Consider the following 24,820-nt stretch of genomic DNA (forward strand, 5'->3'; position numbering starts at 1 on the left):
CGGGGGAGTATCGTTTCCATGAATATCGTCGACCAGATCATACAGTCGCTGAAAAAATTCGCCGATTTCTCGACCCGTGCGTCGCGCGCTGAGTTCTGGACTTTTTTCTTCTTCGTCTTTTTCATCTCGGCGATTGCCCGGTTGTTCGGCCCGCTCGCCTCGCTGATCGGGCTGCTGCTGTTCCTGCCTCAGGTCGCGGTGGCGATCCGTCGCCTGCACGACGTCAACCGCACGGGGCGCGAGCTGATCGTTCCGGTCATCATGCTGGTCTGCTCGCCGCTGGTATTCATGTTCGGCAGCTTCCTCGGCCAGATCGTCCAGCTCGGCTATGCCGGTCTTACGCTAATCATGTTCGGCCAACTGTTGCTGCTGCTCACGCGCAAGGGCAGCATTGTCCCAAATCGTTATGGCGCTTGCCCGACGGCCTTTTCCTTCGGTCGCTGACGGTTCGGCCGGGCGGGTTTAACGACTTGCCCGGCGATCCTGCCTTGCGGTAGGGGCCATCGTGCCGTGCCCCCGTGGCGGAATGGTAGACGCGCTCGACTCAAAATCGAGTTCTGCAAGGAGTGTCCGTTCGAGTCGGACCGGGGGCACCATACAACGCCGATCGTCGCGCACTTCGCCCAGCGAAGGCGGGCATTGGCTGCCGCGAAGCGAGAGGGAGCGAACGACTCGTCCGCCGGAAGCGTGCCGGATCGACCAGCGCATCCGGCGACGGGGCACCATCGTATCTTTGGTTTATGAACCAATGAACGCAATCGGAACAAAGGTCCCCCCCTTGATGTTGGTTCTCTGACGTCAATGGATATTCGCCTTTACATCCGTGCTGGGAACTTGATGTGCACATCCTCAAACAGCGCGCAGAACGGGCAAACCTCCAGCAGCTTACGGATCGGGCGAGCTTCGACCGGCCGCTGTCGGGGACCGAAGAGGCAGCGATCCACGGCCTTTGGCGATCGGCCCGGCATCATCCGTCCAACAGCAGAATCGAAGCGGGCAGTGGCCTGCGCCTGATCACGAGCGGCTGGGCCGGCTGGCTTCGCTGTGCCGACGACGGAAGGCGCCTCATTTTTCTGTTCCTGATGCCGGGAGATTATATCGTCCCGGCGTTGTTCAACGTTCATGATTGCAACCTGGTTTGCCTGACCTCGGTTCGCACCGTTGACGCGTCACCCCTCGCCGAAGCTGGATCGACCGCGACGCCTCAGTCATCGGCCATGATCCACCGCAGTGGCCAACGCTACCGGCACCTGCTGCTCGATCATCTGACCCGACTGATGATGGGGTCGACGACCAGCAGCATCGCCCTGCTTCTGATCGAATTGCACGAGCGATCCGTGCAATCCGGCGCATGTGTCAACGGCCGTTTCAGCCTGCCAATCGGGCAGCGCATGCTGGCCGCGTCGCTTGGGCGAAGCACGGTCCAGGTGAACAAGGTCCTGAGCAAATTCCAGACCGACGGGCTGATCCGGGTTGGCTATGACTGGCTTGAGGTGGTCGACCCCACCGGACTTCAATCGCTCTCCGGAATGACCCCGCGCCCGCAGCCCTGCGACATCATGATCCATGCAGTCTGAGCGCAGCGCCCCGGGGCTGCGAACGATCTCGATTCACAACCAAGAAAACATGCAGAGTGTCATGAAAGACAAACACTTGCGGTTTTGAATTTGGGACACGCGAAGGTACAAGCGGGGCACGCCAATCAGGGGAAATCGACCATGCGTTATCCAGTCCTTGCGGTTACCGTCGTTGCCATTGCGATAGGTTCGCCAGCCATTGCCCGCGACGGTGCCCCTTATGTCGGGGTCGAGGGCGGCGTCCTGTTCCCGCGGGTCACCCGATACAGCGTGAACTCGGTGCGGGTGCAATCGGTCCCCACCGGTCAGGGATTGCTCGGCCAGACCGTCACAACCAGCAACGTCAATTACGGCAGCGGCTTTGCAACCGACTATAAGCGCGGCGTCGATATCGATGCGATCGTCGGTTACGACCTGGGCTTCTTCCGGCTGGAGGGCGAGGTCGGCTACAAGCGCACGCGAGCGAAGAATTTAACCGCCAGCCCCACCCTGCTTACCGCGATCAACACTGCGCCGATCAGCGGCGTCACTTCCAACAGCTTCGGCTTTGCGAACCAGACCCGCGTGATGTCGGCGATGCTCAACGGGCTGGTCGACTTTGACATTGCCCCTGGCTTCCGGATCTACGGCGGTGGCGGCGCGGGCCGCGCGCGAGTGAAGACGTTCGGCCAGCGCGATAACGCCTGGGCCTATCAGTTCATTGCCGGCGCCTCGACCGCGATCAGCCCCAACGTCGATCTCGGGCTGAAGTACCGATATTTCCAGACTGGACGCCTGCATTTTGCCAATGGCGCTTTCTTCAGCGATCCCGTCACTGGGGCAACCTCGACCTCGACCTTCACGGAAACCGGCAAGTTCCGCTCGCACAGCCTGTTGGCAAGCCTGATCTTCAACTTCGGCGGTGCCGCCGCCGCTCCGCCGCCGATCGTCGAGGCACCTGCCCCGCCACCCCCGCCGCCGCCGCCGCCACCCACGACGCAAACCTGTGCGGACGGAACGGTGATCGACAGCAGCGCGATGTGCCCGATGCCGCCGCCGCCGCCGCCGCCCCCGCCTCCGCCGCCGTCATCGGGTGAGCGCGGCTAGCAGATGCGGAACCACTTGATCGCCACCGGCGGCCTGATTGCCTTGTCGCTCGGCGGATGTATGGCCACGCCGGCCGGACCGAATATCGATCGGACACCGCTCGCGCTCGCTTCGGTACGCCACGTCACGACGTCGAGCGGACTTGCCTATCATGTCGTGAAACGGGGGCCCAAGACCGGACGGATGCCGGTTGCGGGCGACACCGCCACCTTCGACTATGAAGGCAAGCTGCTCGACGGAACGGTATTCGACAGCAGTTTCGCGCGTGGGCAACCACTCAGCGGCGAGGTCGGCCAGTTTGTGCCCGGATTCACCGAAGCTCTAAAGCTGATGCGCCCGGGTGACGAGTGGGTGGTGTGGATTCCGCCGGCACTTGGCTATGGCGCGCGCGCGGCGGGACCGATCCCCGCCAACAGCACGCTCCGTTTCCGCATGGCGCTGCGTTCGGTGACTCCGGCGACGCCTTAGCCCGCTTGTTATTCCTTTTCGAGGAAGTCGATCGCGCTGACCAGTCTTTTGCCGTCGGACCGGCCAAGCTGGATGACGATGTCGAGCACCGATCGCATATAGGCCTTGAGCTCCTCGCGGCCGAGGTCGGTTCCGGCCTGCGCCGCGATCAGTGCCAGTTGCTCGATCGCGCCGTCGGGTGAGCTAGCGTGGATGGTCGTAATCGATCCTGGATGCCCGGTGTTGACCGCGCGCAGGAAGCTTAGCGCCTCGACCCCACGGATCTCGCCCATGATGATCCGGTCGGGGCGTAGCCGAAGCGCCGCCTCGAGCAGGTCGGCGGCACTGACCGACGCTTCGCCCAGCCGCCCGCGCACCGCGACCAGTCCGACGGCATTGGCATGGGTCAGCTGAATCTCGGGCGTGTCCTCGATCAGCACGATCCGCTCCTCGGCCGGAGCCTCCTTGAGCAGCGCATTGAGCAGGGTCGTCTTGCCCGTCGCGGTGCCGCCCGAAATCAGGATCGACTTGCGCGCCTTGACCGCCGCAGCAAGAAAGCCGCGCACGTCCCCTGACGCCAGCTGCGCACGCAAGTCCGCATCGGTGGCGGCCTGCGACAGCGCGGCCTCGCCCACGCGGTCGAACGCGCCGGCGGCAAGATAATCGTCAAGGCTGAGGTCGGGCACAACATGCTTGCGCACCGCCACGCAGACATGGCCCCGCGTCGCGGGTGGCGCACAGACCTGCACCCGCGCTCCGCTCGGCAAGGTCGCCGCTAACAGCGGATGTTCGCGGCTGATGCCCTGGTCGGTTGCGGCCGCGATCTGGCGAGAGAGCCGCCACAACGCGTCGTCGTCGAGCCGCGGATCCTCATGCCGCTCGATCCCGTGCGGGGTTTCGAGCCACAGTTCGCCGGGACGGTTGATATAAACATCGGTGACGTCGTCCCGCGCCAGCGACGACGCCAGCGGCGCCAGGAAAGCGTCGAGAAACAGAAGCGGCTGGCTGCTCATGACCCGGTCAAATGGTCGGGCCGACAGGCGAGAAGTCAAGATCGCGCGCAACGAAGATGCGAACCAGCGCGCCTTGCCTGGTCTTGATCGTCGGCGGGATGTCATTGCCCTTCGAGGCTTGCCCGGCGAGCGAGGTCGCCTCGTTAGTGCTGCTGACGATGACGGTCGATCCGCGTGACAGCGACTGGGTGAACGCCCCGATCCCGCCGGTCAGCACCGACAGCAAAATCGCCCCGCCATAGCGCTGGAGAAAGTGGCGATTGACCTTGCCGCCAAGCCCGCCGCGCCCGAGGTCGTCGACCGCAGGCGAGGCCAGCGCGACCGACACGCCGTCGGGACGGATCAGCCGGTTCCAGATGATGAAGATCCGGCTCGCGCCCTGTGCCACGCCCGAATTATATTCACCGATGACATGGCTTCCGGCCGGGATCAGTACCTGGCTGCCGTCGAACGACAGCACGTCGCGGGTAACAATCGCGCGGGCGAACCCGGGCAGGTCGCTGTCGAGCGCGGTTTCCATCACCGCGCCGATGATCGTGCCCTGCGCGACCAGCATGTCCTGGTTGGGCAGACGCTGCGCGCGGGCCACTTCGGTGTCCTTGTTGCCCGCGCGATTCGCGAAGCGTTCGTTGCCATTGAGGTCGCGCGCGCCGGGATCGGCGGGGACGATCGGCACGAGCACTTCCGGGGCCGGGGCGGGTCCGGCGGCGGCGATCGACGCGGCGGTCGGGTCCTGCATCGACGCGTTGCGAAACAGGGCGGCGGCGGGGAGGGGGCTGTCATACGACGCCGACTGGCCACGCGCGGTCTCGCCACTCGGCCGCAAGGGTGCAAGATCGACGATCAGCGCGGGCGCCGCAATCCGTGCTCGCGCCCGTTCGGCAGCACCACCGTCGGAACGCGGCGGTCGAGCCACGGGGCCGGGCGCATATAGCCGTTGCGGCTGATACGGCGCGGCGACGACCATCGGCGCGGGCTGCGCGACCGGGATCGGGATCGCGACGGGCGTCACCACTTGAGCGACCATTGCAGGCGGCGGCGGCGCCGGCGCCGTGATCGTCGTGGCCTTCAGCGGGGGCAGGGCGGAAGCCTGATCCTCACGCGCGGAACGATGGCTCGCGAGGCTCGCAAACACCGCTGTTCCAACGACGCCAAGCCCCAACGCGAACGGCGCGATCCGGGTGCGCTTGGCGGCGCGCGCGACATGAGGGATGTTGACGGGGGGAAGCTCGCTCATCGCTAGGGTGTCCTCGTGACGGTTGCGAAGTGGGTGCCCGACCGCAGGATGAAGCGCTGGCCCATCTGCTGGACGATCTGGATCCGGCCGCGGGTGGCGACGTTGACAAGCGATTCGTCATTCTTGCCCGGCCCCCAGGCGAAGATTGCCGGGATCGGGGTCTGCTCGGCAAATTCGAAATAGGTCTGGCGGCCATCGTCCCACACCCGCGTCGGCATGACCGATCCGTCGCCCTGACGGACATAGCCAAAGTTCAACTTCACTGGCGGGCGCGGCGGCGGCTCGGGCAAAATCTCGACCACCGGGGGCGGATAGTCGAAGTGGAGCACCCACGGGGTGCGGCGCTCGCGTGGTCCGGTCGACAGCGCGAAGGCATAGCGGCGGACGCTCGTGACCACGGTCATGTTGGTGCTGCCGTGCTTCAGCAGCGGCTTGAGGAACAACATCTTGGCGCGCTTGTTGGGCGTCACCTGCCACGCCAGGCTGTCGCCGATTGACACATTCTCGATCCGTTCGTCGCCGCCGAACTCGATCATGATCTGCCAGCCGAGTGCACCGCGCAGCGCGACGACCTGTTCGGGATCATACAGCGCGCGCTGGATGTGCGGATCTTCAGGACCGGGCCGCGGCGAGACTTCGGCGGTCAGCGCGAACAGCGCCAATGCGAGCAGGAGAGGGCGCTTCACTGGATCATCCCTTCGGCATCGCGGCGATAGCGCGTGACTTCGAACCCGAGCGGGTTCTCGAACCGGTCGGCGGCGCGCAGCGGCTTGTCGGAAAAGCCGAAGCTGATCGCGCTGACATAGGGCGCCGAGCTGACCCCGCGCCCGCCCGCGCCCGTCCGGTCAAGGTCGTAGCGGACCAGCGCACTGCCGCTGCCGGTCAGCGACACGCTCTTGATCCGCACCGCCACCGTGTCCCCGGGCGACAGCGCGCGCAGCGGGCTTGCCGGGTTGGTGGCGGCCATCGCGGTGATGTAGGCGCTGCGGACATCGGCGCCCGACAGCAGCTGCACGCGGCGATAATTGGCGGCGAGATCGCTGGCATCGAAGGTCTCGCGCACCCGCACATAATTGGCGAGCTGCGCCTGGATGACGGCTTCGTTCTGCGTCAGCCGACCGTTGGCGACGGTGGTCGCCACCTCGACTGCGCCGGTCTGCTTGTCGACCGTCAGGACATAGGGCTGCACCGTCTTGAGCGGCACAAGAAGCATCAGCGTCAGCGCCAGGATCAGCGCGATTCCCCCGGCCACTGCGGCTACGGTCCACGCCAGCTTGCGCGCCTTGCGCTCGGCCTCGACGCGCTCGTCGGCCCAGCCTTGCGCCGCGGCATAATATTTGTCGTGTTCGGTCATAAATCCCTGCGGGCTGCGGCGCGAGACGCGCGCGGAAGACGGGTACGCGGCGGTGGTAGATACGGTCGCGACCCCGTTTCGGACGGGCTCAAAGCGGTCGCGGCACCCGCGATCATGGTCGTCGTGCTGCTGCTCGTGTCACGCGATCCGCGCATAGCGGCGGCGACCGTACGATGCGTACCGTCCTCGGCATCGCGCCGCGCCGCGCTTTCGAGTGCGCGGGCGACGGGAGAGACGGCCTGTGGACCGGTCAGCATGAGCAGCCGTTCCTGCGCGGGCGCGGACGGCATCGCTTCGGCCGCCGGTGAATTGCCGGCATAGCCCTTGCGCGGTAGGCGGATACCTTTGGCGATAGTGGTCGCGGCGCGAGCCGAAGCGACGATCGCAATACTGAACACGATCACCACCAGCGCAACCGGGGTGACCATGTCGAGTTCGAACCGCCCGCCCGCCTGGTCGGCGAGCATCCGGTCGAGCAACGGGCTGAGGATCGCCAATTCGATTGCACACAGAATCAGCACGAACAGCGGCACCAGCGCCGCCCCGGTCAGGGCGCGCAGCCATCCCTCGAGCAACCCGCGCGTCGCATCGAACAGCAGGAACCCCGCCATCACCGGCGTGATCGCAAGCAACAGCGCCAGCAGGATTCGCGACACGACCAGCAGGCCGACGGTCGACAGGGTCAACAGGAACGAGGAGACGTTGAGCGCCATCGCCGCCGTCGGTGCGCCCCCGACCAGCGGCGAGGCGATCCCCGCCCGCATCCGCCAGCCGACATTGCCCTGTTCGATCCGGTCGAGCGCCGACTGCACCCCGTCGAGCGGGGCGGGCGCATCGATCGCGACGACCAGCTCGCTCGCGATCCGCGACGGCGCGCGGGCGAAGGCATCATAAGCCAGTTCCTGGAACGACGACCAGGACGCCGCGAGGAGCAGGACGACACCAAGCCGGATCGCAAGCCCCGTGACATCGCTCAGCGCGAGCCCTTTGCCGAGCAGCAGCCGATAGCCGTAAAACGCAACCGCGATCACCATCAGCGATGTCAAAACCGCCGCCGTGGCCGCGCCCGGCGTCGTTAGCGCGCTATAGCCGCGCTCGACCAGGCTCGACGCCTGGCAGTCGACGTTGGACAGCAGGTCGGCGACAAGCCCGGGCGGACCGGTGGGGGCGCACAGGTCCGGGTTCATGCCGCCGCCACCAGCCGGGGAAGCCAGTTCGCGGGATCGTCGCCGACCTCCTCGCGCAGGCGATCGAGCAAACGGATCGTGCTTTCGCGCCCCGACAGCACGGTCAGCAAATCGGGCTCGGACCCCAAGTTGAGCCGCACCACGACACTGTCGGTGCCATGCTTGACCAGGAACGCCCGCGCCGTCTCCGGCATCGACCGGACGATGTCATATTCGGTCTCGGTCAGCCCGAAGCCGTCGATATAATCCGACGCCTGCGCGCTCGAATTCGCCATGAACACTTGCGTCCCGGCCTGCTCGATGATCGCGCTCGCAATCCGGCTCTGCAGCGCGTCCGACGCCGATTGCGTCGCAAAACCGACAATCCCGCCGCGCTTGCGGATGGTCTTTTCCCAGTCGCGGATGCGCGCCACGAACACTTCGTCGTCGAGCGCCTTCCATCCCTCGTCGACGACGATGATCGTCGGCTTGCCGTCAAGCCGTTCCTCGACGCGGTGGAACAGGTAGAGCATCGTCGGCGCACGCAGTGCCGGCTGGTCGAGGATCGCGGTCATGTCGAACCCCAGCGTCGGGGTCGCAAGGTCGAGCCGGTCCTCCTCATTATCGAACAGCCAGGCAAATTCGCCCGCCGAATGCCACGGTGCCAGCCGCGCAGCGAGATCGCCCGCCGAAGCCCGCCCGCGACCGCGAAACAGTTCGGCGACATGACGCAGGCGGCGAAGCTCGCGCGGTCCGGCCATCGCGGTGTCGATCGCCTCGACGATCCAGCCATTTTCCTCGACGCTCAGCGCCGCGCCCTCGCCAACCGCCAGCCGCCCGAGCCATTCGGCGAGAAAGCGGCGGTTGACCGGCGTATCGGGCAACGCCAGCGGATTCATCCGCGTCGGCTCACCCGGCCGAAGCGCCTCATAAGTGCCGCCGATCGCGCGCAGGAAAATTTCGGCCCCGCGATCCTTGTCGAAAAACACGATGCGCGGGTCGAACCGCCGCGCCTGGGCCAGCAGGAAGGCGAGCACCACCGTCTTGCCCGACCCCGACGGCCCGATAACGGTGAAATTGCCAAGGTCGCCGCGGTGGAAGTTGAAGAAATAAGGACCTGCCGCCGTGGTCTCGAACAGCGTGACCGCGTCGCCCCAGTGATTGCCGTCGGGGCGCCCGACCGGGAAATTATGTGCACTCGCGAAGCCCGCGAAATTGGCGGTCGAAACCAGCGCGCGCCGCGCAATATAATCGAAATTGCCGGGGAATTGCGCCCAGAACGCCGCCTCCAGCCCCAGCTCCTCGCGCACGACGGCAAACCCGGTTTCGGCCAGCGCCGCCTGCACTTCGCCCGCCGCCTGGTCGAGGCTTTCGGGGCTGTCGGTGCTGATCTGGATCGACAAATGATGCTCGCCGAACCCGGCGCGCCCCGCCGCGACATCGTCCTTCGCCGCGCTCAGCTCGGATCGCAGCGACACCGCCGCATCGTCGGCCGATCGCATCCGCCGCAGCGCCAGGTCCATTCGCTCCTGCGCCGGCCCGCGATCGACGAAGGCGAAGCTCTGCGTCACCTGCATCGCGAACGGCAGGCGATAAATATCGTCGAGCATCCCCGCCGAGGTGATGCTGGGATAATCCTTGGCCGACAGGATCGCGGCATATTCGGGCGGCTCGCCATCGACCGTGCCCAGTTCGATCGTGTCGGCGCCAAAGCTGATCGTCCGCCGCGGCACCGCATGACCCAGGTCACCGGTGGGCAACAGCATTGGCGTCGCCGTCCCGTTGAACAGCGTTGCGAGAAATTCGAGCTGTTGCGACGCCAGCCCGCTGGGCAAATCATAAGCCGTCAGCAGGGTCGGGCCATAGGGCTCGAGTGCCGCCATCAACTGCTCGCGCGCCTGGCTCAACAGCCGCAAATCGGCCCCGCGCTCGCCCGTGTCGGACCGGCTACCCGCCACGCCCAACAATTTCTCCGCCCAGCCCGCGCGGCCCCGCAACGGCCGCACCACCAGCGTCAGGTACAGATCGTTGACGAACAATCGCCGCGTCGCCAGCCGCCCGCGCCACGCCGCGTCGAGCTGCGTACTGAACGCATCGCCAAACTGCCCCTCGAAGCGCGGTTCGACCGGCCGGCGAACGACATGATGCACGATCGCGAAGCGCGACGATCCGATCGACTGGAACATCGCGTCGCGTACCGCCAGCCGGCTGTCGAGATCGGCCCGCCCGATCGTTTCGAACGGCAGTCCGTCGAGCTTGATGATCTGCATCATCTGGCCGTTGCGGGTCAGCAGCGTGTCGTCGTCGACCTGCGCCAGATAGGGCAGGTGGACCCCCGCCGAGACTTCCTTTTTCGCGGCGCGATTACGGGCAGTAAACATTGGCGCCCCGCAGCTTGTAATTGGCGACGCGCGGCGTCCGGCGAAGTCGCGTCATCCACAGCGCCATGACGTGCGGGTCGCGCAAATGCGCGGCATAGCCCAGCGCGTGGATGACCAGCGCGGGCAGCAAAGCCAGCGGGGTCTTGAACACCAGAAACAATTCAGCCGCGACGATCCCGTTCATCACGAAGAAGGGATAAGTCACCCCCGCCACCATCTGTGGCCGGGCGAGCGCGCGGAACAATGGATCGGCCATTCAGCCCGCGACCGAGCGGATGCCGCCGACAATCGACGCCGCACCGAACAGGATGAACAGTCCGACCACCACGGTCGCGCCATATTTCCAGTTGATCCGCCCGGTCAGCATCATGAAGCCGACTGCAGCGACCGCGATCACCGCCACCGCCGTCGCGACATTGCCGAGCAGCGTGCCTTGCAACCAGTCGACCGCGCCGACGATCGGCCCTGAACCGGCCGGATCGGCGGCGGCATATTGCGCATCGGCGCGCGCCGCGGCGAACAGCGTGACGAGCGTGGCGGGAAGCAATTTCTTCATAGCGATGGCACCTCGATAAGCATGAGATCGACCCGGCGCTGGATCGGATTTGCGACGAATTTCCGAAGCGCCACGGGCGGGCGCAGGATGGCAGCAAACGGCGTGCCTTGATAGCGCGCCATGATCTGGGTCACATAGGCCTGGGTCTCGGCATAAGGCGGGATCCCGCCCCAGCGAAGCACGGCGCCCGGTCCGGCGTTATAGGCGGCCAGTGCCAGCGGCACGCTCTGGAAGCGCGACAATTGCCGCGCCAGATAGCGCGCCCCGCCATGTAGATTGGCGTCGGGATCGAGCGGGTTGACGCCAAGCTCCGCCGCCGTCCCGGGCATCAGCTGCATCACGCCCAGCGCGCCCTTGGGGCTGACCGCACCCTGCCGCCCGCGCGATTCGGTCCACGCGACCGCGCGCAGCAGGTGGACATCGAGCCCCTCGGCCTTGGCTGCCCGCTCATAGCGGTCGACCTCGACCGGGCGAAGCGACACCGTCGCCGACATCGAACCATCCCCATCGCCGCCGAGAAACCGGGTCGGCTTGCTGTAGGTCTTCGCCGCGCCATCGTCGCCGATCTCGATGACCTGGGCATGCGCGGGAACGGCAATCGCGACGCTCGCGATCATCATCCACCACGTTGGGCGCAATCGGCTCATTCCATATGATCCTGTACATAGCCCGGCGTCGGCGTGAGGGAGACCATTGTCGCCAATATTGCAACCGCCGTGAGCCAACTCGCTACCACCTTGACCCCGATGCCCCAGCCACGCACCACGATCGGGCGACCGACGAACATCAGCAGGATGCAGGGCACGGCAATCGCCAGGTCGCGGCCTTTTCCCGCCACCGACGTTACCAAACCCGCCCATAGTCCGACATTGGCGGCGGCGACGAGAAAGACAGCGGGCGGCAGCTTCGCCGGGCGATGCACCAGTCCAGCGGTTGCGATGACACTCAGCCAGCAGCCGACGAAGATCGGTTCGATCCACCGCGCTGGCGGGCCCGACCACCATGCAAGCAGGGCGACGACGACCATCAGTCCGGCTGCAATCAGCGCCCGGCGCAGGGGCAGGAACGCCAGCGCTAGCCCGAGCGCGGCGATCAAAATGGCGGGGGGAAGGAAACCACCCCTCATGGCCACGCCGCCCACAGGAAATAAAGTCCGATGCCAAGCACCACGCCGCCGAGCCCGCGAAGGAATGTCTCCCCGCGCGGCAGCACCGCCAGCGATCCGATCGCGATTCCGGCCACATGAAGCGACCCTGTCGCGAACACGAAGCCCAGGCTATACCCGATCGGATCCGCCGCCGAGGGCAATTCGATGCCATGCGCATAGCCGTGGAACAGCGCGAACAGCCCGACTACCGCGCAGGCCAGCCACACCGGCGCGCGGACCGCGCCCAAGATCAAGGCGCCAAGCACGCACACCGACAGGGCGATGCCAATCTCGACCGGGGGAAGCGCGACCCCCGCCATCCCGACCCCGGCACCAACCGCCATCATGATCGGAAACACCATCGGCAATAGATAAATCAGCGGACGGCCAAGAAAATATCCCCACAATCCAACCGATGCCATTGCCAGCATATGATCAGGGCCAGTCAACGGATGTTCAACACCCGCAACAAAGCCGCCCGGCAACCCCGTTCCTGCATGAGCATTCGCGGAACTGGTCCACATTATTAATGCGACACCGCCGAATAACCGCGCTATTACTAAATTTCGTCGGAACAAGGAACGATGTGGATGCGAAGACTTGCTACTCTCATGCTGGCCCTCTCGCTCGGCGGCACGGCCCAGGCGCATGATTTCTGGCTTCAGCCGCAAAGCTGGCAGGTCGCGCCCGGCAAGCCTTTGCCGTTCGTGGTCGAAGTCGGCCACGGCAGCTTCCGCCAGCAATGGGGCGCCGATGGCGGCCACCTGCTGGCGCTCAGCGACCTTGCGAACGGCGGGGCGGTCGATGTCCGCCCGCTGTTCAAACCGGGTGGCGAAGTCCCGCATCTGACACGCACCTTCCGCCGCGAAGGACTGCACATCATCAGCCTCGTCTCGACCAATGCGGCGAGCGACCTGCCGGCGATCCGCTTCAACGATTATATCAAGGCCGAGGGCCTGACCCCGGCAATCGACGGACGCACGCGGGAAGGCAAGATGGGCACCAACGGGCGCGAGCTTTACAGCAGGCGGGCAAAGGCTCTCGTCCAAGTCGGACGAGCAAGTCGAGGCGACAACGCGCTCGCCACGCGCCCGATTGGGCTGACGCTCGAGATCGTTCCTCTGCGCAGTCCCTATGCCTTGGCCGCCGATCATATTCTCCCCGTGCAGATCCTGTATGAGGGCCGTCCCCTGGCCGGCGCATTGGTGAAACTGACCAGCCTCGAATTCGATGCACGGCCACTTCGCACGATCCGGTCGGATGCGGCCGGTCGGGCCAGTTTCGAAGTGCCGCCGGTTGGAGACTGGCTGGTCAATGTCATCTGGACCAAGCCGATTGCCCACCCGAAAGCGGACTATCTTACTACTTTCTCAAGCCTGACGTTCGGTTACTCGGCCAAGCGCGGACGTTAAGGCGGCCCGGCGGGCGCAATTCCGCCGGGCCGCCGCTCGCTACGGCGTGATGTCGATCGGCTCGGTGGACAGCGACACTGGAACTATGTCACCATCCATCACGGGAGCCGGCTCCGAATTCATCGCCGCGCGAAAGTCCATCCCGAACGGGATTCCGAACTTGTCCTCCTGGGCGGTCGTGACCACCACTGGCGGGGTAATTACCGTATCCCCTCCTCCGCTGCTGCCGCCCCCCCCGCCGCAAGCGGCGAGGGGAAGGGCTAGTGCAGTTCCGATCAGTGCGCGTTGCACTAGTTGCTTCTTGGTCATGCTCTTGTCTCCCCTCACGGCTGGTTCTGCGGACGCGGCGAGCCGCGCAGCGGAGGCGCCAGATACGGGAAGGTCTGCTGGAGATACGGGGTCGACGGGGTCACATAACCCGCGTTTGCCCCGGTATTACCCGACGCTCCGACATAGGTACCCATGGCATTGCTGGGCGCACCATCCGTAAAGGGCACCTGGCCCGACGGAGCGTCGGCCGGCTTGCACAGGCCAAGGTCGGTCGGAACACCGGCGATCGGCACGGGATAGCAAAGCCGACCCATCGCGACCCGAAGCACGACGTCAACGACGTCATCACCCGGACGGCGACCGTTGGGGAAGCCTGCCAGATCATTGCCGGCCACGCCCAGTGAATTCTGGGAAGCAGCAGGGGTGGGCGTGACCTTCGTATTGAGGCGGATCATTTCGGACGCAGTTACCGCAGGCAACTGGTTGAGCGTCTTGATACCCGTCAGGAAGGTCGCGACCAGATCGTTACGCGGGAAGTTGGTCGGCGCCTTGATCCCGGCACTGCCGAACAGGACTTCCAGAATCGCCGGGAAGGTCGGATTGGTCACATAATCCGCCAATGCACCGTCTTGCGTCGGCTTGGCGGCGTTGAACAAATCCTTCTGCGGCAGGCCGATGACCACCTCGTTGACCAGCGGCATGCCAAGACGCGACACCTGGGTGTAGGCGCCACCCGACAGAGTCGGGTTCTTGTAGGTCGGGTTGGGCTTGTGCAGCTTGGCCTGCGGCAGGCTGGCGGTCGACCACACGCCGATCACCCCGTTGGCCGCCGTCGATGTTCCGACCAGGCAGGTCGTCGGTACTTCGATCGCCAGCGTCGTGACGTTCTTCTTGCCGATCAGCTCCTGGTTGGCGTCGCTCTGGACGATGCTGCCCTCGATCGGCACGAAATTCACCAGATCCATAACCGGGCCAAGGTTGACCGCAAACGCTTCCTGGCGCTGGCCGGCGAATACCCGCCCTTGTCCCGAACAGCCCGGGATGGCCACATTATAAATGAACTGGTTGGCGTAGGCCGGATAGTTGGGGACCGACTTGTTGCCGGCATTGTCGAACGGCTTGACGAAGGTCGACCCGCCGCCACTGGCGTTGGTCACTGCGGCCTTCGTTCCCGTGCGGCGATCACCGGTCACCAGGGTCAGCGTATATTGCTCGTCCTCGCCCAGGTTTGCGTCGAGCGGAGCCGAAATCGGCCCGATATGGCGAAGCGCAATCGGCAGCACCTTGCCGCCGACGGTTACCGTCTTGCCGGTGTCGTTCTTCAGCGAATTGGTAAATTTGAACTGAAACGTCAGATGCTCTTTCGCATCACCAGCATTGTCGACGTGGATCTCGTAGATCGCGTCGGGGTCCATCGTGTAATAGTTGGGACCGTCGCCGGGATTCTCGCCTGGCTGGAAGTTGGCGATCAGCGTCGTGTAACCGGCGCGACCTGTCTCGTAGCTCTGGAACGCATAGACGTCGGTATTATCGACCTTGGGCATCTTGGTGATACCCGGCGCCTCGCGGTGGCTCGATGCAATTGCGGTGCTGGCCATCATCATGGCCGCCAATCCCACAGCGGACTTAATCCTAAAGCTACTCGTCATTGCTGAGCCTCCCTTGGCGCACTTGTTCTCCACGCAAATACGGCTGGACAAAAAAAAGGGTTCAATTGGCGCGGAAACATTCCGGCCAATGTTAATATAATTGTGTGCTTACGGAGATTTAAGCGCAGCCGGACAGAGCGAGGGATCGCCGCCTGGGCAGAGTGCGGAGAGAGCAAGCAAGTCCGACCACCGCCACGCGCCAGAACCGATGGCCAGCAACGTTGTCCGATCGCCCTCGGGGATCGGAACGAACACCGGCCCGACCATGGCTTCGTCGCGGCATTCTGTGGGGGCGGCAATCACCATCTTCTCGATTGCGAGACGCAGGCTACTGTTTATCGAAACCGCACCGGTCGCGGTCGGTGCCGGGACAGGGATCTGCTGGTCGAACCACTTTCCGTTCCACAGCATCACTGCATCCGCGCCCGAGCGCACACCCGGCGGCAGGGCGGCAAGTTCGGCCATTGCCATCGGGTCTTGTTGAATTGCCGCTGCGGCATCGACCGACAGCTGACAAACGCGCCCACCGCCGGCGACCCCCGCATCACCCGCGTCCGCTGTATCAGCGGCCGCCGGCGAAATGCTTGGCATTGCGATCAGGGGAGGAGGCACCGGCTTGAGAACCGCCACCTTCGGACGCTGGACGGGCTTTTTCGGCTGTGCGGATGCACGATCGCCCGGCGACAATGAAATCGAGATGATCGTTTCCCGGCCCGCCGCTTGCGCCTTCTCCGGCGCCGCATGAGTCATCAGCCACGCGATGATCAGGATATGGGCAGCGATGATCGATGCCAGAAGGGCGATCCGCCGCGACGCATGGCCATCGAAAGCAGGTGTCCTGCTGGCCGAAACCGATCGCTCCTCGTCTGGTGTCGCTCGTACGTGCATGCGCGATGGTGAGCGTTGCGCAGCAAAAATTTCAACAACTTAAAACTTGGCCGGCCGCCGTCCCGCCAATTAATCAGCCGCACTGACGACGGATCGCTGCGACAGGCTGGCCCCGCGCGCTGCTGCTGCCTATGATCGACCGATGGACGTCTTGCCCCCCACTTCCGAACCCCTTCCGCCCCGGGCTCATCCCACGGCCGCCCAGCTTGCCGGGCATGAACAGGATCTCGAACATGTCGGGCTGAAGCGGGTCCGCTTGCTCGCCTCGCTGACCCTCATCGCGGGGATTGGCCTGATCCTGGCGATTCCCTTCGCGCTCAAGGGCGGGGCTGAATTCTTCCTGCCCGTCACGGCCGCCATGGTCATCGCCATCGCCCTGGTGCCCTTGCTCGAATGGTTCGAGCGGCGCGGCGTGCCGTCGACGCTCGCCGCCACCCTGTGCGTCACATTATTCCTCGGCGTCAGCATCTTCGCGCTCGCCTCGATTGTCCTTCCCGCGATGGACTGGGTCCAGCGCATTCCGCAACGCATCGGCCAGGTCCGCCACACGCTTGACCCGCTGGTCAGTCTCTACAAGTCACTCCAGCGGTGGATCGACAGCACCACCGCTCAAATCGCCACGGCGCCGGCCAAGTCGGTCCGTACCGTTCGGCTGGAAACCACCAACAGCTGGATCGACACCATCACCACCCAGGCGCCGCACCTGTTGATCCAGACCTTCTTCGCGCTGTTGGTGATCTTCTTCTTCCTCGCCGGCTGGACCGCGATGCGCAAGCGCACGATCGTCAGCCGCGGCAGCTTCGAAGGGGCGCTGACCACCGCCCGCGTCATCCAGCAGGTGGTCGAGGCAACCTCGACCTACCTCGGCACGATCACGCTGATCAACATCGGCATGGGTATCATCACCGCGACCATATTATTCTTCCTGGGGATGGATTCGCCGATGATGTGGGGCGGCATCGTCGCGGTGCTCAACTACATCCCCTATCTCGGCCCGATCGCCTGCGTCCTGCTGCTCAGTTTTGGCGGGCTAATGCAGTTTCCCGACGTCTGGTCGGCGATGCTGCCCCCGGCAATCTTTCTCGGCATGCACCTCATCGAAGCGAACGTCCTCACCCCCTCGCTGGTCGGCCGCAAGCTTGAGATCAACCCGCTCCTGATCCTCGTCTCGCTCAGTTTCTGGGCATGGGTGTGGGGCACGACCGGTGCCTTGCTGGCGGTCCCGCTGCTGATCATCATCAAGACGATTTTCTCCGCCGCCGGCACCCCCGATATCGCCGGCTTCCTGTTCGAAGACGGGGTGCTCACGCACGTCGGTGACGATGACGAGGCGAGCGACAATTAACGTGGGAAATGCGGCGCAATCCGCGCTTGCCGTTGTTGACAGGGCAGGGGGCCTACCCTAGTTGCCCGCCCACCGGAGCCGATCGAGGTCAGTTCGCGGGTGTAGCTCAGTTGGTTAGAGCGCCGGCCTGTCACGCCGGAGGTCGCGGGTTCGAGCCCCGTCACTCGCGCCATCCTCGCGGGATGGTTTCACATGAATATCTGTTGAGCAGGCGCGCGCGGCTGAGCAGGCGCGCGCGGCGTCGCGACTTTAGCTTCCGAGCGGCTTTTCGTCGGCCGCCGGAGCGCCCGCATCGGTCACGCCTTTAGTCTCGGAAGGGCGCGGCTTTGCGATCGCCGTTTCGACTGCAGCGCGCGCCTTCAGGCCGAAGTGCAGATTGACCAGCCCGTCGGCCTTCTGCGTCACTGGCAAGCCCGACGCGACCGCCTGCTCGACCGCATCGCGCGCGGTCATCGCCGCAGGAGCGACCGGATGCCCCGCCGTCGGCATCCCGGCGGCAATATAGGCAGCATGCGACGCCAGCGCCTGCGAACGAAGGGCATCGGCACTGGCCTCGCGCCCGGCATAGCGCTGCACGAACGCCGCCGGCTGGCCCCAATTGCCCGCCCAGCGATAGAATAGGTGCGCGCCGATCACGTCGCTTTTGGCCAGCGTGTGCGCCCAGGTCGGCAGGACATAATTGGCGTGATAATGGGTCGCATAGCCCACACCGCCCGCAACCGTTCCGTGCAGCGCATCACCGGCCACGCGGCGCGCGCGGTTCCATCCAGCAAGGTCGGGACGGCGATCGAGCGACCCGTCGCAGGTAAAGGTGAACTGGCATCCGGTCGGGCGGGTCGATCCCTGATAGACCACCCCGCACACACTCGCCGGGAAGGCCGGGTGGCGGACCCGGTTGAGAATGACCTGAGCGACCCCACGCTGGCCTTCCTCGCTCTCGTTGCCCGCCTCATAATAGATCGCCTGCGCCAGGCAGGTCAGCGCCGCGGTCCGCGATGCCAGGCTCGCGCCAGCTACCGCGAACGGCTGCGCAGCGGGGCCTGAGGCGGCGCTGAGCGGGATTTCATTGTTGAGCTCGACCGCCTTGTCGGGCGCAACCGTCTGGATCGTCATGTCGGGTACCATCGGCGGCGCGGCCGACGCTGGCGTCAGCATCCTTGCCGCACGCTGATCCATTGAGGTCGGCGCGGTCACCACCGTCGCCATTGCCGCGGCACTGAAAATCAGCGCCGCCAGCGCAATCCCAGCCTCGCGCGGATATGCGTGCGCAAGCCGCAAGGGCTGGTGAAAATGTCGCGAAAGCATGATCGTGCTGATGTAGGCCACTAACACGGCCATTTCAACTACTAGCGGTCAAGCCATTGGAATCAAGTCTTATTCATCCACACGAGTAGCGGCTTCAGCGGCAACAGCCAGACCAGTCCGGCGCCCAGGTAGAACAGGCTCTGCGCCCAGATCGGCCATGGCGCGATCCAATTGGCAAAGGCCGCCACGACCAGCCCGATCAGCCCGATCAACCCGATTATGCTGAACACTCCGATGATCGTCCGCGAACCTCTGGTCATCGAAAATTCCTCAATCCTTCGGGCGATGCAAAGGCATCCAGGCAAACATCCCATGGCTCGGCGGGGATCAGCGTGTCGAGCATTTGCATGGCCCAGCCGACGCCGATGATACGGGCCCCCTTCGCCCGCAATTCGACCAGCGCACGGTCGTAGTGGCCACCGCCTTGCCCCAGGCGATTACCCGTCCGGTCGACCGCCAGCAACGGCACCAGCACCAGGTCGGGCTCGACGATTTTTGCCTGATGCGGCGGCTGGACCCCGCCGACGGGGCAATCCTCGGCGCATTGACCCGAGCGAAAGCGCATCGGCGACGTCGCGTCGTCAAAGGCGGGATAGGCGCCACTGATCAGCGCATTGCCGGCGTGCCAAAGCAGCATCTGCGGGTCGATTTCGCTTCCGCGCGGGGCATAGGCCGCGACGCACTTCCGACCGTGCAGTTCGGGCAGCAAATGATCGACCAGCCGCGACTGCAGCGCAGCCCGCTCCTCGATTCCCAGACCGGCAAAATAATCGCGGCGCGCGGCGCGCGTCGTCCGGCGCAGGGACTGCTTGGCTGACGCCGAATCGAACAGGGGAGGTGACGGGACCACAATGGCCGTTTGCAGGAAATCCTCTGACGCCACAAACGTCAGGTGGGGACCAGATACACCGGACCAGGATCCGGCGAGGGCCAGCCCCCTAGGATAGATAATCGCCTCAGGGATGTCCGAAGCTCGTACCTAGCAGTTCCCGTCAGACCCTATTTAGTCCTTTGTCGGGTCTTTCTCAAGAAGATCCGCCAAACCTTCCAGCCGCTCGGCGAGCCGGTCGATTCGCGCGGCCAGTTCCGGGTCGGGCTCAGGCGCAATCGGGGGCTGGGGCTCGGCCACGAACCCCGCCTCTTTTTTCTTGTCGAGCAACTGGTCCGCCAGCAGCAGCGACGCGAACAGCAATTGCCGCGACTCGGTCATCGACCCCAGTCCGGCGAGCGCCTCGCGGCTCTTGCCGTCGACCATCGCGGCAGCGGCGCGCAGCGTGTCCTCCTCGCCAGTCCGGCACGCCACGCGATACGACCGCCCGGCGATCGTGAGTTCGACCTCGGCCATCAGCGGCCCCCCGCGCTGCGAATCATCTCGTCGAGCTCGGCGACCACCCCTTGCACCTTCTCACGCAATTCCACCTCGCGGCCACGGGCGATGTGCGCATGGCGCGCGGACTGTTCGATACGGCCGATTGCGCGCTCGGCACGGTCGAGGGCCAGGGAGAGCGGCGACGGGTTCATGAGCAGCGACTACGCCGGTTAATTCCGACCGGCAAGGCGCCCCCCGGTTGACGCTCCGCAGCCGAGCGACAATAGGCACCAACTCATCGGCCAGCCGGCAGGGGCGGGCGGCCGACACGAGGTGTCATGCAGCCGACCCAACGCCAGCTAGCCAATGCCATCCGGGCCCTCTCGATGGACGCCGTCGAGGCCGCCAATTCGGGGCATCCCGGAATGCCGATGGGCATGGCCGACGCCGCTACCGCGCTGTTCACGCGCCACCTGAAATATGATCCGGCCGATCCCCACTGGCCCGATCGCGACCGCTTCGTGCTGTCGGCGGGCCACGGCTCGATGCTGATCTACGCCGCGCTTTATCTCACCGGCTATGCCCGGCCGACGATTGACGACATCCGCAATTTCCGGAAACTGCACAGCCCCTGCGCCGGCCACCCCGAAAATTTCGAGCTTGCCGGGGTCGAGGCGACCACCGGCCCGCTCGGGCAGGGCCTCGCCATGGCGGTCGGCATGGCGATCGCCGAGCGCCACCTCAACGCCGTCTACGGCGACGACTTGGTCGACCACCGCACCTTCGTCATCGCCGGTGACGGCTGCCTGATGGAGGGCATCAACCATGAGGCCGTCGGGCTCGCCGGCCACTTGAAGCTTGGCCGGCTGATCGTGCTGTGGGACGACAACCGAATCACCATCGACGGTTCGACCGACCTCAGCCGCAACGAAGACGTCATGGCGCGATTCGCCGCCTGCTGCTGGCAGACGATCGAATGCGACGGGCTCGACGCGGGCAAGGTCGCGCAGGCGATCGAGAAAGCCAGCGCCGACGAGCGCCCGACGCTCATCCGCTGCAAGACGATCATCGGCTATGGCGCACCCAACAAGCAAGGCACATCCGGCAGCCACGGCGCGGCGCTGGGCAAGGACGAAGTCGCGCTCGCCCGCAAGGAACTCGGCCTCGCCCCGACCGAATTCACCATCCCCGACGACATTCTCGCCGCGTGGCGCAAAGCCGGCGCACGCGGCGCGACCGACCACGCCGCGTGGCAAAAGCGCCTCGCCGCCAGCGACAAGCGCGCCGATTTCGAAGCCCGCCTCGCCGGCCACTGCGACGACAGCTGGCTGAAACCTTATATCGCCGGCCTGCTCGCCAAGCCCCCCAAGGTCGCCACCCGCAAGGCGTCCGAAATGGCGCTGGAAGCGATCAACACTGCCATCCCCGCGACCATCGGCGGGTCGGCCGACCTCACCGGCTCGAACAACACCAAGACCAAGTCGCAGGTCCCGCTCGACGCCAGCAACTATGGCGGCCGCTACGTCTATTACGGCATCCGCGAATTCGGCATGGCCGCGGCGATGAACGGCATGGCGCTCCACGGCGGCATCGTCCCCTATGGCGGCACCTTCCTCGTGTTCAGCGACTATTGCCGCCCCGCGATCCGCCTTTCCGCGCTTCAGAAAGCCCGCGTGATCTACGTCATGACCCATGATTCGATCGGGCTTGGCGAGGATGGCCCGACCCACCAGCCGATCGAGCATCTGCAAAGCCTGCGAGTCATCCCCGGCCTCGCCGTCTATCGTCCGTGCGACGCGGTCGAGACCGCCGAATGCTGGGCCGCCGCGCTCGCCGACGAAGGCCCCTCGTTGCTCGCCCTCTCGCGCCAGAATCTCGAACCGATGCGCCTCGTCGAGGAAGCGGAAAACCTCTCGGCCAAGGGTGCCTACCGCCTCCGCGCCGCGACTGCCTCGCGCAAGGTCATCCTGCTGGCCACCGGCTCCGAAGTCGAAATCGCGCGGGACGTCGCCGACGCCCTTGAAGCGCGCGGCATCGGCACCGATCTCGTCTCAATGCCCTCGACCGACCGTTTCGACCTTCAGTCCGACGAATATCGCGACGATATCCTGCCCGACGTCTCGAACCGGCAGATCCTCCGCGTCTCGATCGAGGCGGGGACGACCATCGGCTGGGAACGCTACACCGGCCTTCACGGCCTGCGCATCGGCATCGACCGCTTCGGCGCTTCGGCTCCGGCGCCCGATCTCTACGAAGAATTTGGGCTCACCGCCCCCAAGATTACCGAGCGCGTCACCGCGCTCCTCAGCCAAAGGGATATGCTATGACCAAGGTTGCCATCAACGGCTTCGGACGCATCGGCCGCCTCGTCGCCCGCGCCATCCTCGAACGCACCGACCATGACCTTGAACTGGTCGCGATCAACGATCTCGCCGACGCGAAATCCAACGCCATGCTGTTCAAGCGGGACAGCGTCCACGGGCCGTTCGCGGGCACGGTCGAGGCCGACGGCAACGACATCATCGTCAACGGCAAGCGCATCCATGTTACCGCCGAGCGTGACCCCGCCAACCTGCCCCACGCCGCCAACGGCATCGACATCGCCCTGGAATGCACCGGCTTCTTCGCCGATCGCGCGGGCGGGCAGAAGCATCTCGACGCGGGCGCCAAGCGCGTCCTCATTTCGGCGCCCGGCAAGAATGTCGACCTGACGGTCGTGTTCGGCGTCAACCAGGACAAATTGTCGGCCGAACACAAGATCGTCTCCAACGCCTCGTGCACCACCAATTGCCTCGCCCCGCTGGCCAAGGTGCTCAACGACGCCATCGGCATCGAGCGCGGGCTGATGACGACCATCCACAGCTACACCAACGACCAGAAAATCCTTGACCAGATCCACCCCGACATGCGCCGCGCCCGCGCCGCCGCCATGTCGATGATCCCGACCACGACTGGTGCCGCCCGAACGGTCGGCGAGGTGCTCCCGGAACTCAAGGGCAAGCTCGACGGCTCGTCGATCCGCGTGCCGACGCCCAACGTCAGCGTGGTCGATTTCACCTTCACGCCAGGCCGCGACACCAGCGTCGCGGAGGTCAATAAGATCCTCAAGGCGGCGAGCCAAAGCGGGCCTTTGAAGGGCATCCTCGCCTACACCGACGAGCCGCTCGTCTCAATCGATCTTAACCACGACGCCGCCAGCTCGACCATCGACAGCCTCGAAACCGCCGTGCTCGAAGGCAAGTTGGTCCGCGTGCTCAGCTGGTACGACAATGAATGGGGCTTCTCGAACCGCATGGTCGACACCGCCGGAGCCATGAGCAAGCTGGGCTGACCCCCATGCCCATCGTCATTGCGAGCGCAGCGAAGCAACCCAGTTCTTCAATGATGGATTGCTTCGTCGCTCCGCTCCTCGCAACGACGAATTGAGGCCATGCTCCTCACCGTCATTGCGAGCGCAGCGAAGCAACCCAGCGGATACCGGGTTGCTTCGCCTCATTCGCAATGAAAGCCTCTTAACCGATGACCACCCGCACCCTCATCCGCCCGACCGGCTTCGTTGACTCCCCGTTCGGCCATGACGGCAAGCTCGCCCGGCTCGCTGGCGGGCTCGCCTGGTTCGCCTCGGCCGAATTGCTCACCGTCGAATATGGTCGCCGCCTGTCGAGCGAGCTTGTCCCCGTCGAGGGGATCGAGGCCCGCTTCGACGATGAAATGGCCGCGACCTGGGCCCGACTGACCACCGCCCGCGCCCCGCTCCAGCTTGGCGATCGCACCGTCCGCCTCGACCAGCCGCAGGTCATGGGGATCGTCAACATCACCCCCGACAGCTTCTCCGACGGCGGCCAGTTCGCTGCGCCCGCCGATGCCGCCGACGCCGGCTCGGCAATGGCCATCCACGGCGCGGCCATCCTCGATGTCGGCGGCGAATCGACCCGTCCCGGCGCCAAGACCGTCTGGGAAGGCGACGAGATCAAGCGCGTCGACCCCGTCGTCCGCCAGCTCGCCTCGGGCGGCGCCGCGGTCTCGATCGACACCCGCAAGGCCGCCGTCGCCGAAGCCGCACTCGCCGCCGGAGCGCGGATGATCAACGATGTCTCGGGGCTGACCTATGACGACCGTATGCCCGGCGTCGTCGCGGCAGCCGGCGTGCCCGTCGTCCTGATGCACCACCAGGGCGACCCGACCTCGATGCAAGACGCCCCGCGCTATCACGACGTGCTGGTCGAGATATATGAATGGCTTGAGGATCGCATCGATTGCGCGCTCGAAGCCGGAATAGCGCGCGCCAACATCCTCGTTGACCCCGGTTTCGGCTTCGGCAAGTCGGTCGCGCACAACCTTGAACTGATGAACGGCCTCGCCTTGCTCCACGGCCTGGGCTGCGGGATCGTGCTCGGCGCCAGTCGCAAGCGAACCATCGGCGCCCTTTCCAACGAAGCCCCGCCCGCCGAACGCCTCGGCGGAAGCCTCGCCTTCGCGCTGAAAGCCGCCGAACAAGGCGCCCAGCTCCTGCGCGTCCACGACGTCCCCGAGACCGTGCAGGCGCTCAGGGTGTGGCGCGGCATGCGGGATCAGGCCCTCACCCCAAGGGTCTGACGTCGAATTAACTGTCCTACAGCACTCCGTTTGTGAAACACACGAGTCAAGCCGAGTCGCACCGATCGCGCCCAGCTAAACG

Annotated in this window: 28 protein-coding genes and 2 tRNA genes; 11 read left to right on the forward strand and 19 right to left on the reverse strand. The window is 65.4% G+C overall.

The genetic code is table 11. From position 1 onward, the window contains the following. Positions 1-18: 18 nt before the first annotated feature. The 5 genes from U1700_RS06640 to U1700_RS06660 all read left to right on the forward strand — a co-directional run bounded on the left by U1700_RS06640 (position 19) and on the right by U1700_RS06660 (position 3,131). A complete protein-coding gene (locus U1700_RS06640) occupies positions 19-444 on the forward strand; it encodes a DUF805 domain-containing protein (protein ID WP_332751322.1) in 426 nt (141 codons plus the stop codon). Between the two features lie 68 nt (positions 445-512). After that, positions 513-596: transfer RNA gene (locus tag U1700_RS06645), tRNA-Leu, on the forward strand. 243 nt (positions 597-839) lie between these two features. After that, positions 840-1,577 (forward strand): Crp/Fnr family transcriptional regulator, encoded by a 738-nt coding sequence (locus U1700_RS06650; RefSeq protein ID WP_332751323.1) that lies wholly within the window; start codon positions 840-842, stop codon positions 1,575-1,577. Between the two features lie 141 nt (positions 1,578-1,718). Next, positions 1,719-2,663, forward strand: a complete 945-nt coding sequence (locus U1700_RS06655; protein ID WP_332751325.1) for an outer membrane protein — start codon at positions 1,719-1,721, stop codon at positions 2,661-2,663. 60 nt (positions 2,664-2,723) lie between these two features. Continuing rightward, positions 2,724-3,131 carry an FKBP-type peptidyl-prolyl cis-trans isomerase gene (locus tag U1700_RS06660; protein WP_332751327.1) on the forward strand — a complete coding sequence of 136 codons (408 nt, stop codon included), beginning with the start codon at positions 2,724-2,726 and terminating at the stop codon, positions 3,129-3,131. An 8-nt stretch (positions 3,132-3,139) separates the two neighbouring features. On the opposite strand, the gene virB11 is transcribed toward U1700_RS06660, so the two are convergent. From virB11 to U1700_RS06715, 11 genes are read right to left on the reverse strand one after another with little or no spacing between them, the layout of a single operon-like run. Beyond that, entirely contained in the window at positions 3,140-4,123 is a 984-nt protein-coding gene (gene virB11 / locus U1700_RS06665) for a P-type DNA transfer ATPase VirB11 (RefSeq protein ID WP_332751329.1), read from the reverse strand. A 7-nt stretch (positions 4,124-4,130) separates the two neighbouring features. Continuing rightward, complete coding sequence (locus U1700_RS06670; RefSeq protein WP_332751331.1) at positions 4,131-5,360, reverse strand: TrbI/VirB10 family protein; 1,230 nt, start codon at positions 5,358-5,360, stop codon at positions 4,131-4,133. A gap of 2 nt (positions 5,361-5,362) precedes the next feature. After that, the gene (locus U1700_RS06675; RefSeq protein WP_332751333.1) at positions 5,363-6,046 is read right to left on the reverse strand and encodes a TrbG/VirB9 family P-type conjugative transfer protein; all 684 of its coding nucleotides are present in this window, start codon (positions 6,044-6,046) and stop codon (positions 5,363-5,365) included. Continuing rightward, positions 6,043-6,714, reverse strand: coding sequence for a virB8 family protein (locus U1700_RS06680; protein WP_332751335.1), 672 nt, complete (start codon positions 6,712-6,714; stop codon positions 6,043-6,045). Before U1700_RS06680 ends, U1700_RS06675 begins: the two co-directional genes overlap by 4 nt. Beyond that, complete coding sequence (locus U1700_RS06685) at positions 6,711-7,901, reverse strand: type IV secretion system protein (protein ID WP_332751337.1); 1,191 nt, start codon at positions 7,899-7,901, stop codon at positions 6,711-6,713. Before U1700_RS06685 ends, U1700_RS06680 begins: the two co-directional genes overlap by 4 nt. Further along, entirely contained in the window at positions 7,898-10,261 is a 2,364-nt protein-coding gene (locus tag U1700_RS06690; protein WP_332751339.1) for a VirB4 family type IV secretion/conjugal transfer ATPase, read from the reverse strand. Before U1700_RS06690 ends, U1700_RS06685 begins: the two co-directional genes overlap by 4 nt. Continuing rightward, complete coding sequence (locus tag U1700_RS06695; RefSeq protein ID WP_332751340.1) at positions 10,245-10,517, reverse strand: type IV secretion system protein VirB3; 273 nt, start codon at positions 10,515-10,517, stop codon at positions 10,245-10,247. Before U1700_RS06695 ends, U1700_RS06690 begins: the two co-directional genes overlap by 17 nt. Beyond that, entirely contained in the window at positions 10,518-10,817 is a 300-nt protein-coding gene (locus tag U1700_RS06700) for a TrbC/VirB2 family protein (RefSeq protein ID WP_332751342.1), read from the reverse strand. Beyond that, entirely contained in the window at positions 10,814-11,464 is a 651-nt protein-coding gene (locus U1700_RS06705) for a lytic transglycosylase domain-containing protein (RefSeq protein ID WP_332751345.1), read from the reverse strand. Before U1700_RS06705 ends, U1700_RS06700 begins: the two co-directional genes overlap by 4 nt. After that, positions 11,461-11,943, reverse strand: a complete 483-nt coding sequence (locus tag U1700_RS06710; protein WP_332751347.1) for a hypothetical protein — start codon at positions 11,941-11,943, stop codon at positions 11,461-11,463. Before U1700_RS06710 ends, U1700_RS06705 begins: the two co-directional genes overlap by 4 nt. Further along, positions 11,940-12,614 carry a HupE/UreJ family protein gene (locus U1700_RS06715; RefSeq protein WP_332751349.1) on the reverse strand — a complete coding sequence of 225 codons (675 nt, stop codon included), beginning with the start codon at positions 12,612-12,614 and terminating at the stop codon, positions 11,940-11,942. The genes U1700_RS06710 and U1700_RS06715 overlap by 4 nt, the downstream gene beginning before the upstream one ends. On the opposite strand from U1700_RS06715, the gene U1700_RS06720 reads away from it, so the two are divergent. Next, complete coding sequence (locus U1700_RS06720; RefSeq protein WP_332751350.1) at positions 12,576-13,376, forward strand: DUF4198 domain-containing protein; 801 nt, start codon at positions 12,576-12,578, stop codon at positions 13,374-13,376. The two genes, U1700_RS06715 and U1700_RS06720, sit on opposite strands and share 39 nt — an antisense overlap. Positions 13,377-13,415: 39 nt before the next feature. Here U1700_RS06720 and U1700_RS06725 read toward each other — a convergent pair whose 3' ends face one another. The 3 genes from U1700_RS06725 to U1700_RS06735 all read right to left on the reverse strand — a co-directional run bounded on the left by U1700_RS06725 (position 13,416) and on the right by U1700_RS06735 (position 16,045). After that, a complete protein-coding gene (locus U1700_RS06725; protein ID WP_332751352.1) occupies positions 13,416-13,685 on the reverse strand; it encodes a hypothetical protein in 270 nt (89 codons plus the stop codon). Between the two features lie 14 nt (positions 13,686-13,699). Further along, positions 13,700-15,250: a DUF4331 domain-containing protein gene (locus U1700_RS06730; protein ID WP_332751354.1), complete on the reverse strand. Its 1,551-nt coding sequence runs from the start codon at positions 15,248-15,250 to the stop codon at positions 13,700-13,702. 153 nt (positions 15,251-15,403) lie between these two features. Next, positions 15,404-16,045 (reverse strand): hypothetical protein, encoded by a 642-nt coding sequence (locus tag U1700_RS06735; RefSeq protein WP_332751356.1) that lies wholly within the window; start codon positions 16,043-16,045, stop codon positions 15,404-15,406. A gap of 280 nt (positions 16,046-16,325) precedes the next feature. On the opposite strand from U1700_RS06735, the gene U1700_RS06740 reads away from it, so the two are divergent. After that, positions 16,326-17,528: an AI-2E family transporter gene (locus U1700_RS06740; RefSeq protein WP_332751357.1), complete on the forward strand. Its 1,203-nt coding sequence runs from the start codon at positions 16,326-16,328 to the stop codon at positions 17,526-17,528. Between the two features lie 95 nt (positions 17,529-17,623). Then, positions 17,624-17,700 (forward strand) — tRNA-Asp (locus U1700_RS06745). Positions 17,701-17,777: 77 nt separating this feature from the next. On the opposite strand, the gene U1700_RS06750 is transcribed toward U1700_RS06745, so the two are convergent. From U1700_RS06750 to U1700_RS06770, 5 genes are all read right to left on the reverse strand, one after another. Next, positions 17,778-18,866 (reverse strand): cell wall hydrolase, encoded by a 1,089-nt coding sequence (locus U1700_RS06750; RefSeq protein ID WP_332751359.1) that lies wholly within the window; start codon positions 18,864-18,866, stop codon positions 17,778-17,780. Between the two features lie 29 nt (positions 18,867-18,895). Then, on the reverse strand, positions 18,896-19,093 hold the full coding sequence (locus U1700_RS06755; protein ID WP_332751360.1) for a DUF2842 domain-containing protein: 198 nt from the start codon (positions 19,091-19,093) through the stop codon (positions 18,896-18,898). Beyond that, on the reverse strand, positions 19,090-19,683 hold the full coding sequence (locus U1700_RS06760) for a 5-formyltetrahydrofolate cyclo-ligase (RefSeq protein WP_332751362.1): 594 nt from the start codon (positions 19,681-19,683) through the stop codon (positions 19,090-19,092). Before U1700_RS06760 ends, U1700_RS06755 begins: the two co-directional genes overlap by 4 nt. 153 nt (positions 19,684-19,836) lie before the next feature. Next, positions 19,837-20,178, reverse strand: a complete 342-nt coding sequence (locus U1700_RS06765; RefSeq protein ID WP_332751363.1) for a cell division protein ZapA — start codon at positions 20,176-20,178, stop codon at positions 19,837-19,839. After that, positions 20,178-20,354, reverse strand: coding sequence for a hypothetical protein (locus U1700_RS06770; protein WP_332751364.1), 177 nt, complete (start codon positions 20,352-20,354; stop codon positions 20,178-20,180). Before U1700_RS06770 ends, U1700_RS06765 begins: the two co-directional genes overlap by 1 nt. A gap of 126 nt (positions 20,355-20,480) precedes the next feature. On the opposite strand from U1700_RS06770, the gene tkt reads away from it, so the two are divergent. The 3 genes from tkt to folP all read left to right on the forward strand — a co-directional run bounded on the left by tkt (position 20,481) and on the right by folP (position 24,738). After that, on the forward strand, positions 20,481-22,469 hold the full coding sequence (gene tkt, locus U1700_RS06775; RefSeq protein WP_332751365.1) for a transketolase: 1,989 nt from the start codon (positions 20,481-20,483) through the stop codon (positions 22,467-22,469). Then, a complete protein-coding gene (gap, locus tag U1700_RS06780; protein ID WP_332751366.1) occupies positions 22,466-23,473 on the forward strand; it encodes a type I glyceraldehyde-3-phosphate dehydrogenase in 1,008 nt (335 codons plus the stop codon). The genes tkt and gap overlap by 4 nt, the downstream gene beginning before the upstream one ends. Before the next feature lie 188 nt (positions 23,474-23,661). After that, positions 23,662-24,738: a dihydropteroate synthase gene (gene folP, locus U1700_RS06785; protein WP_332751368.1), complete on the forward strand. Its 1,077-nt coding sequence runs from the start codon at positions 23,662-23,664 to the stop codon at positions 24,736-24,738. Positions 24,739-24,820 lie beyond the last annotated feature (82 nt).

Origin of the sequence: Sphingomonas sp. RB1R13 (genome assembly GCF_036663775.1) — a bacterium.
Lineage (GTDB): Bacteria > Pseudomonadota > Alphaproteobacteria > Sphingomonadales > Sphingomonadaceae > Sphingomicrobium.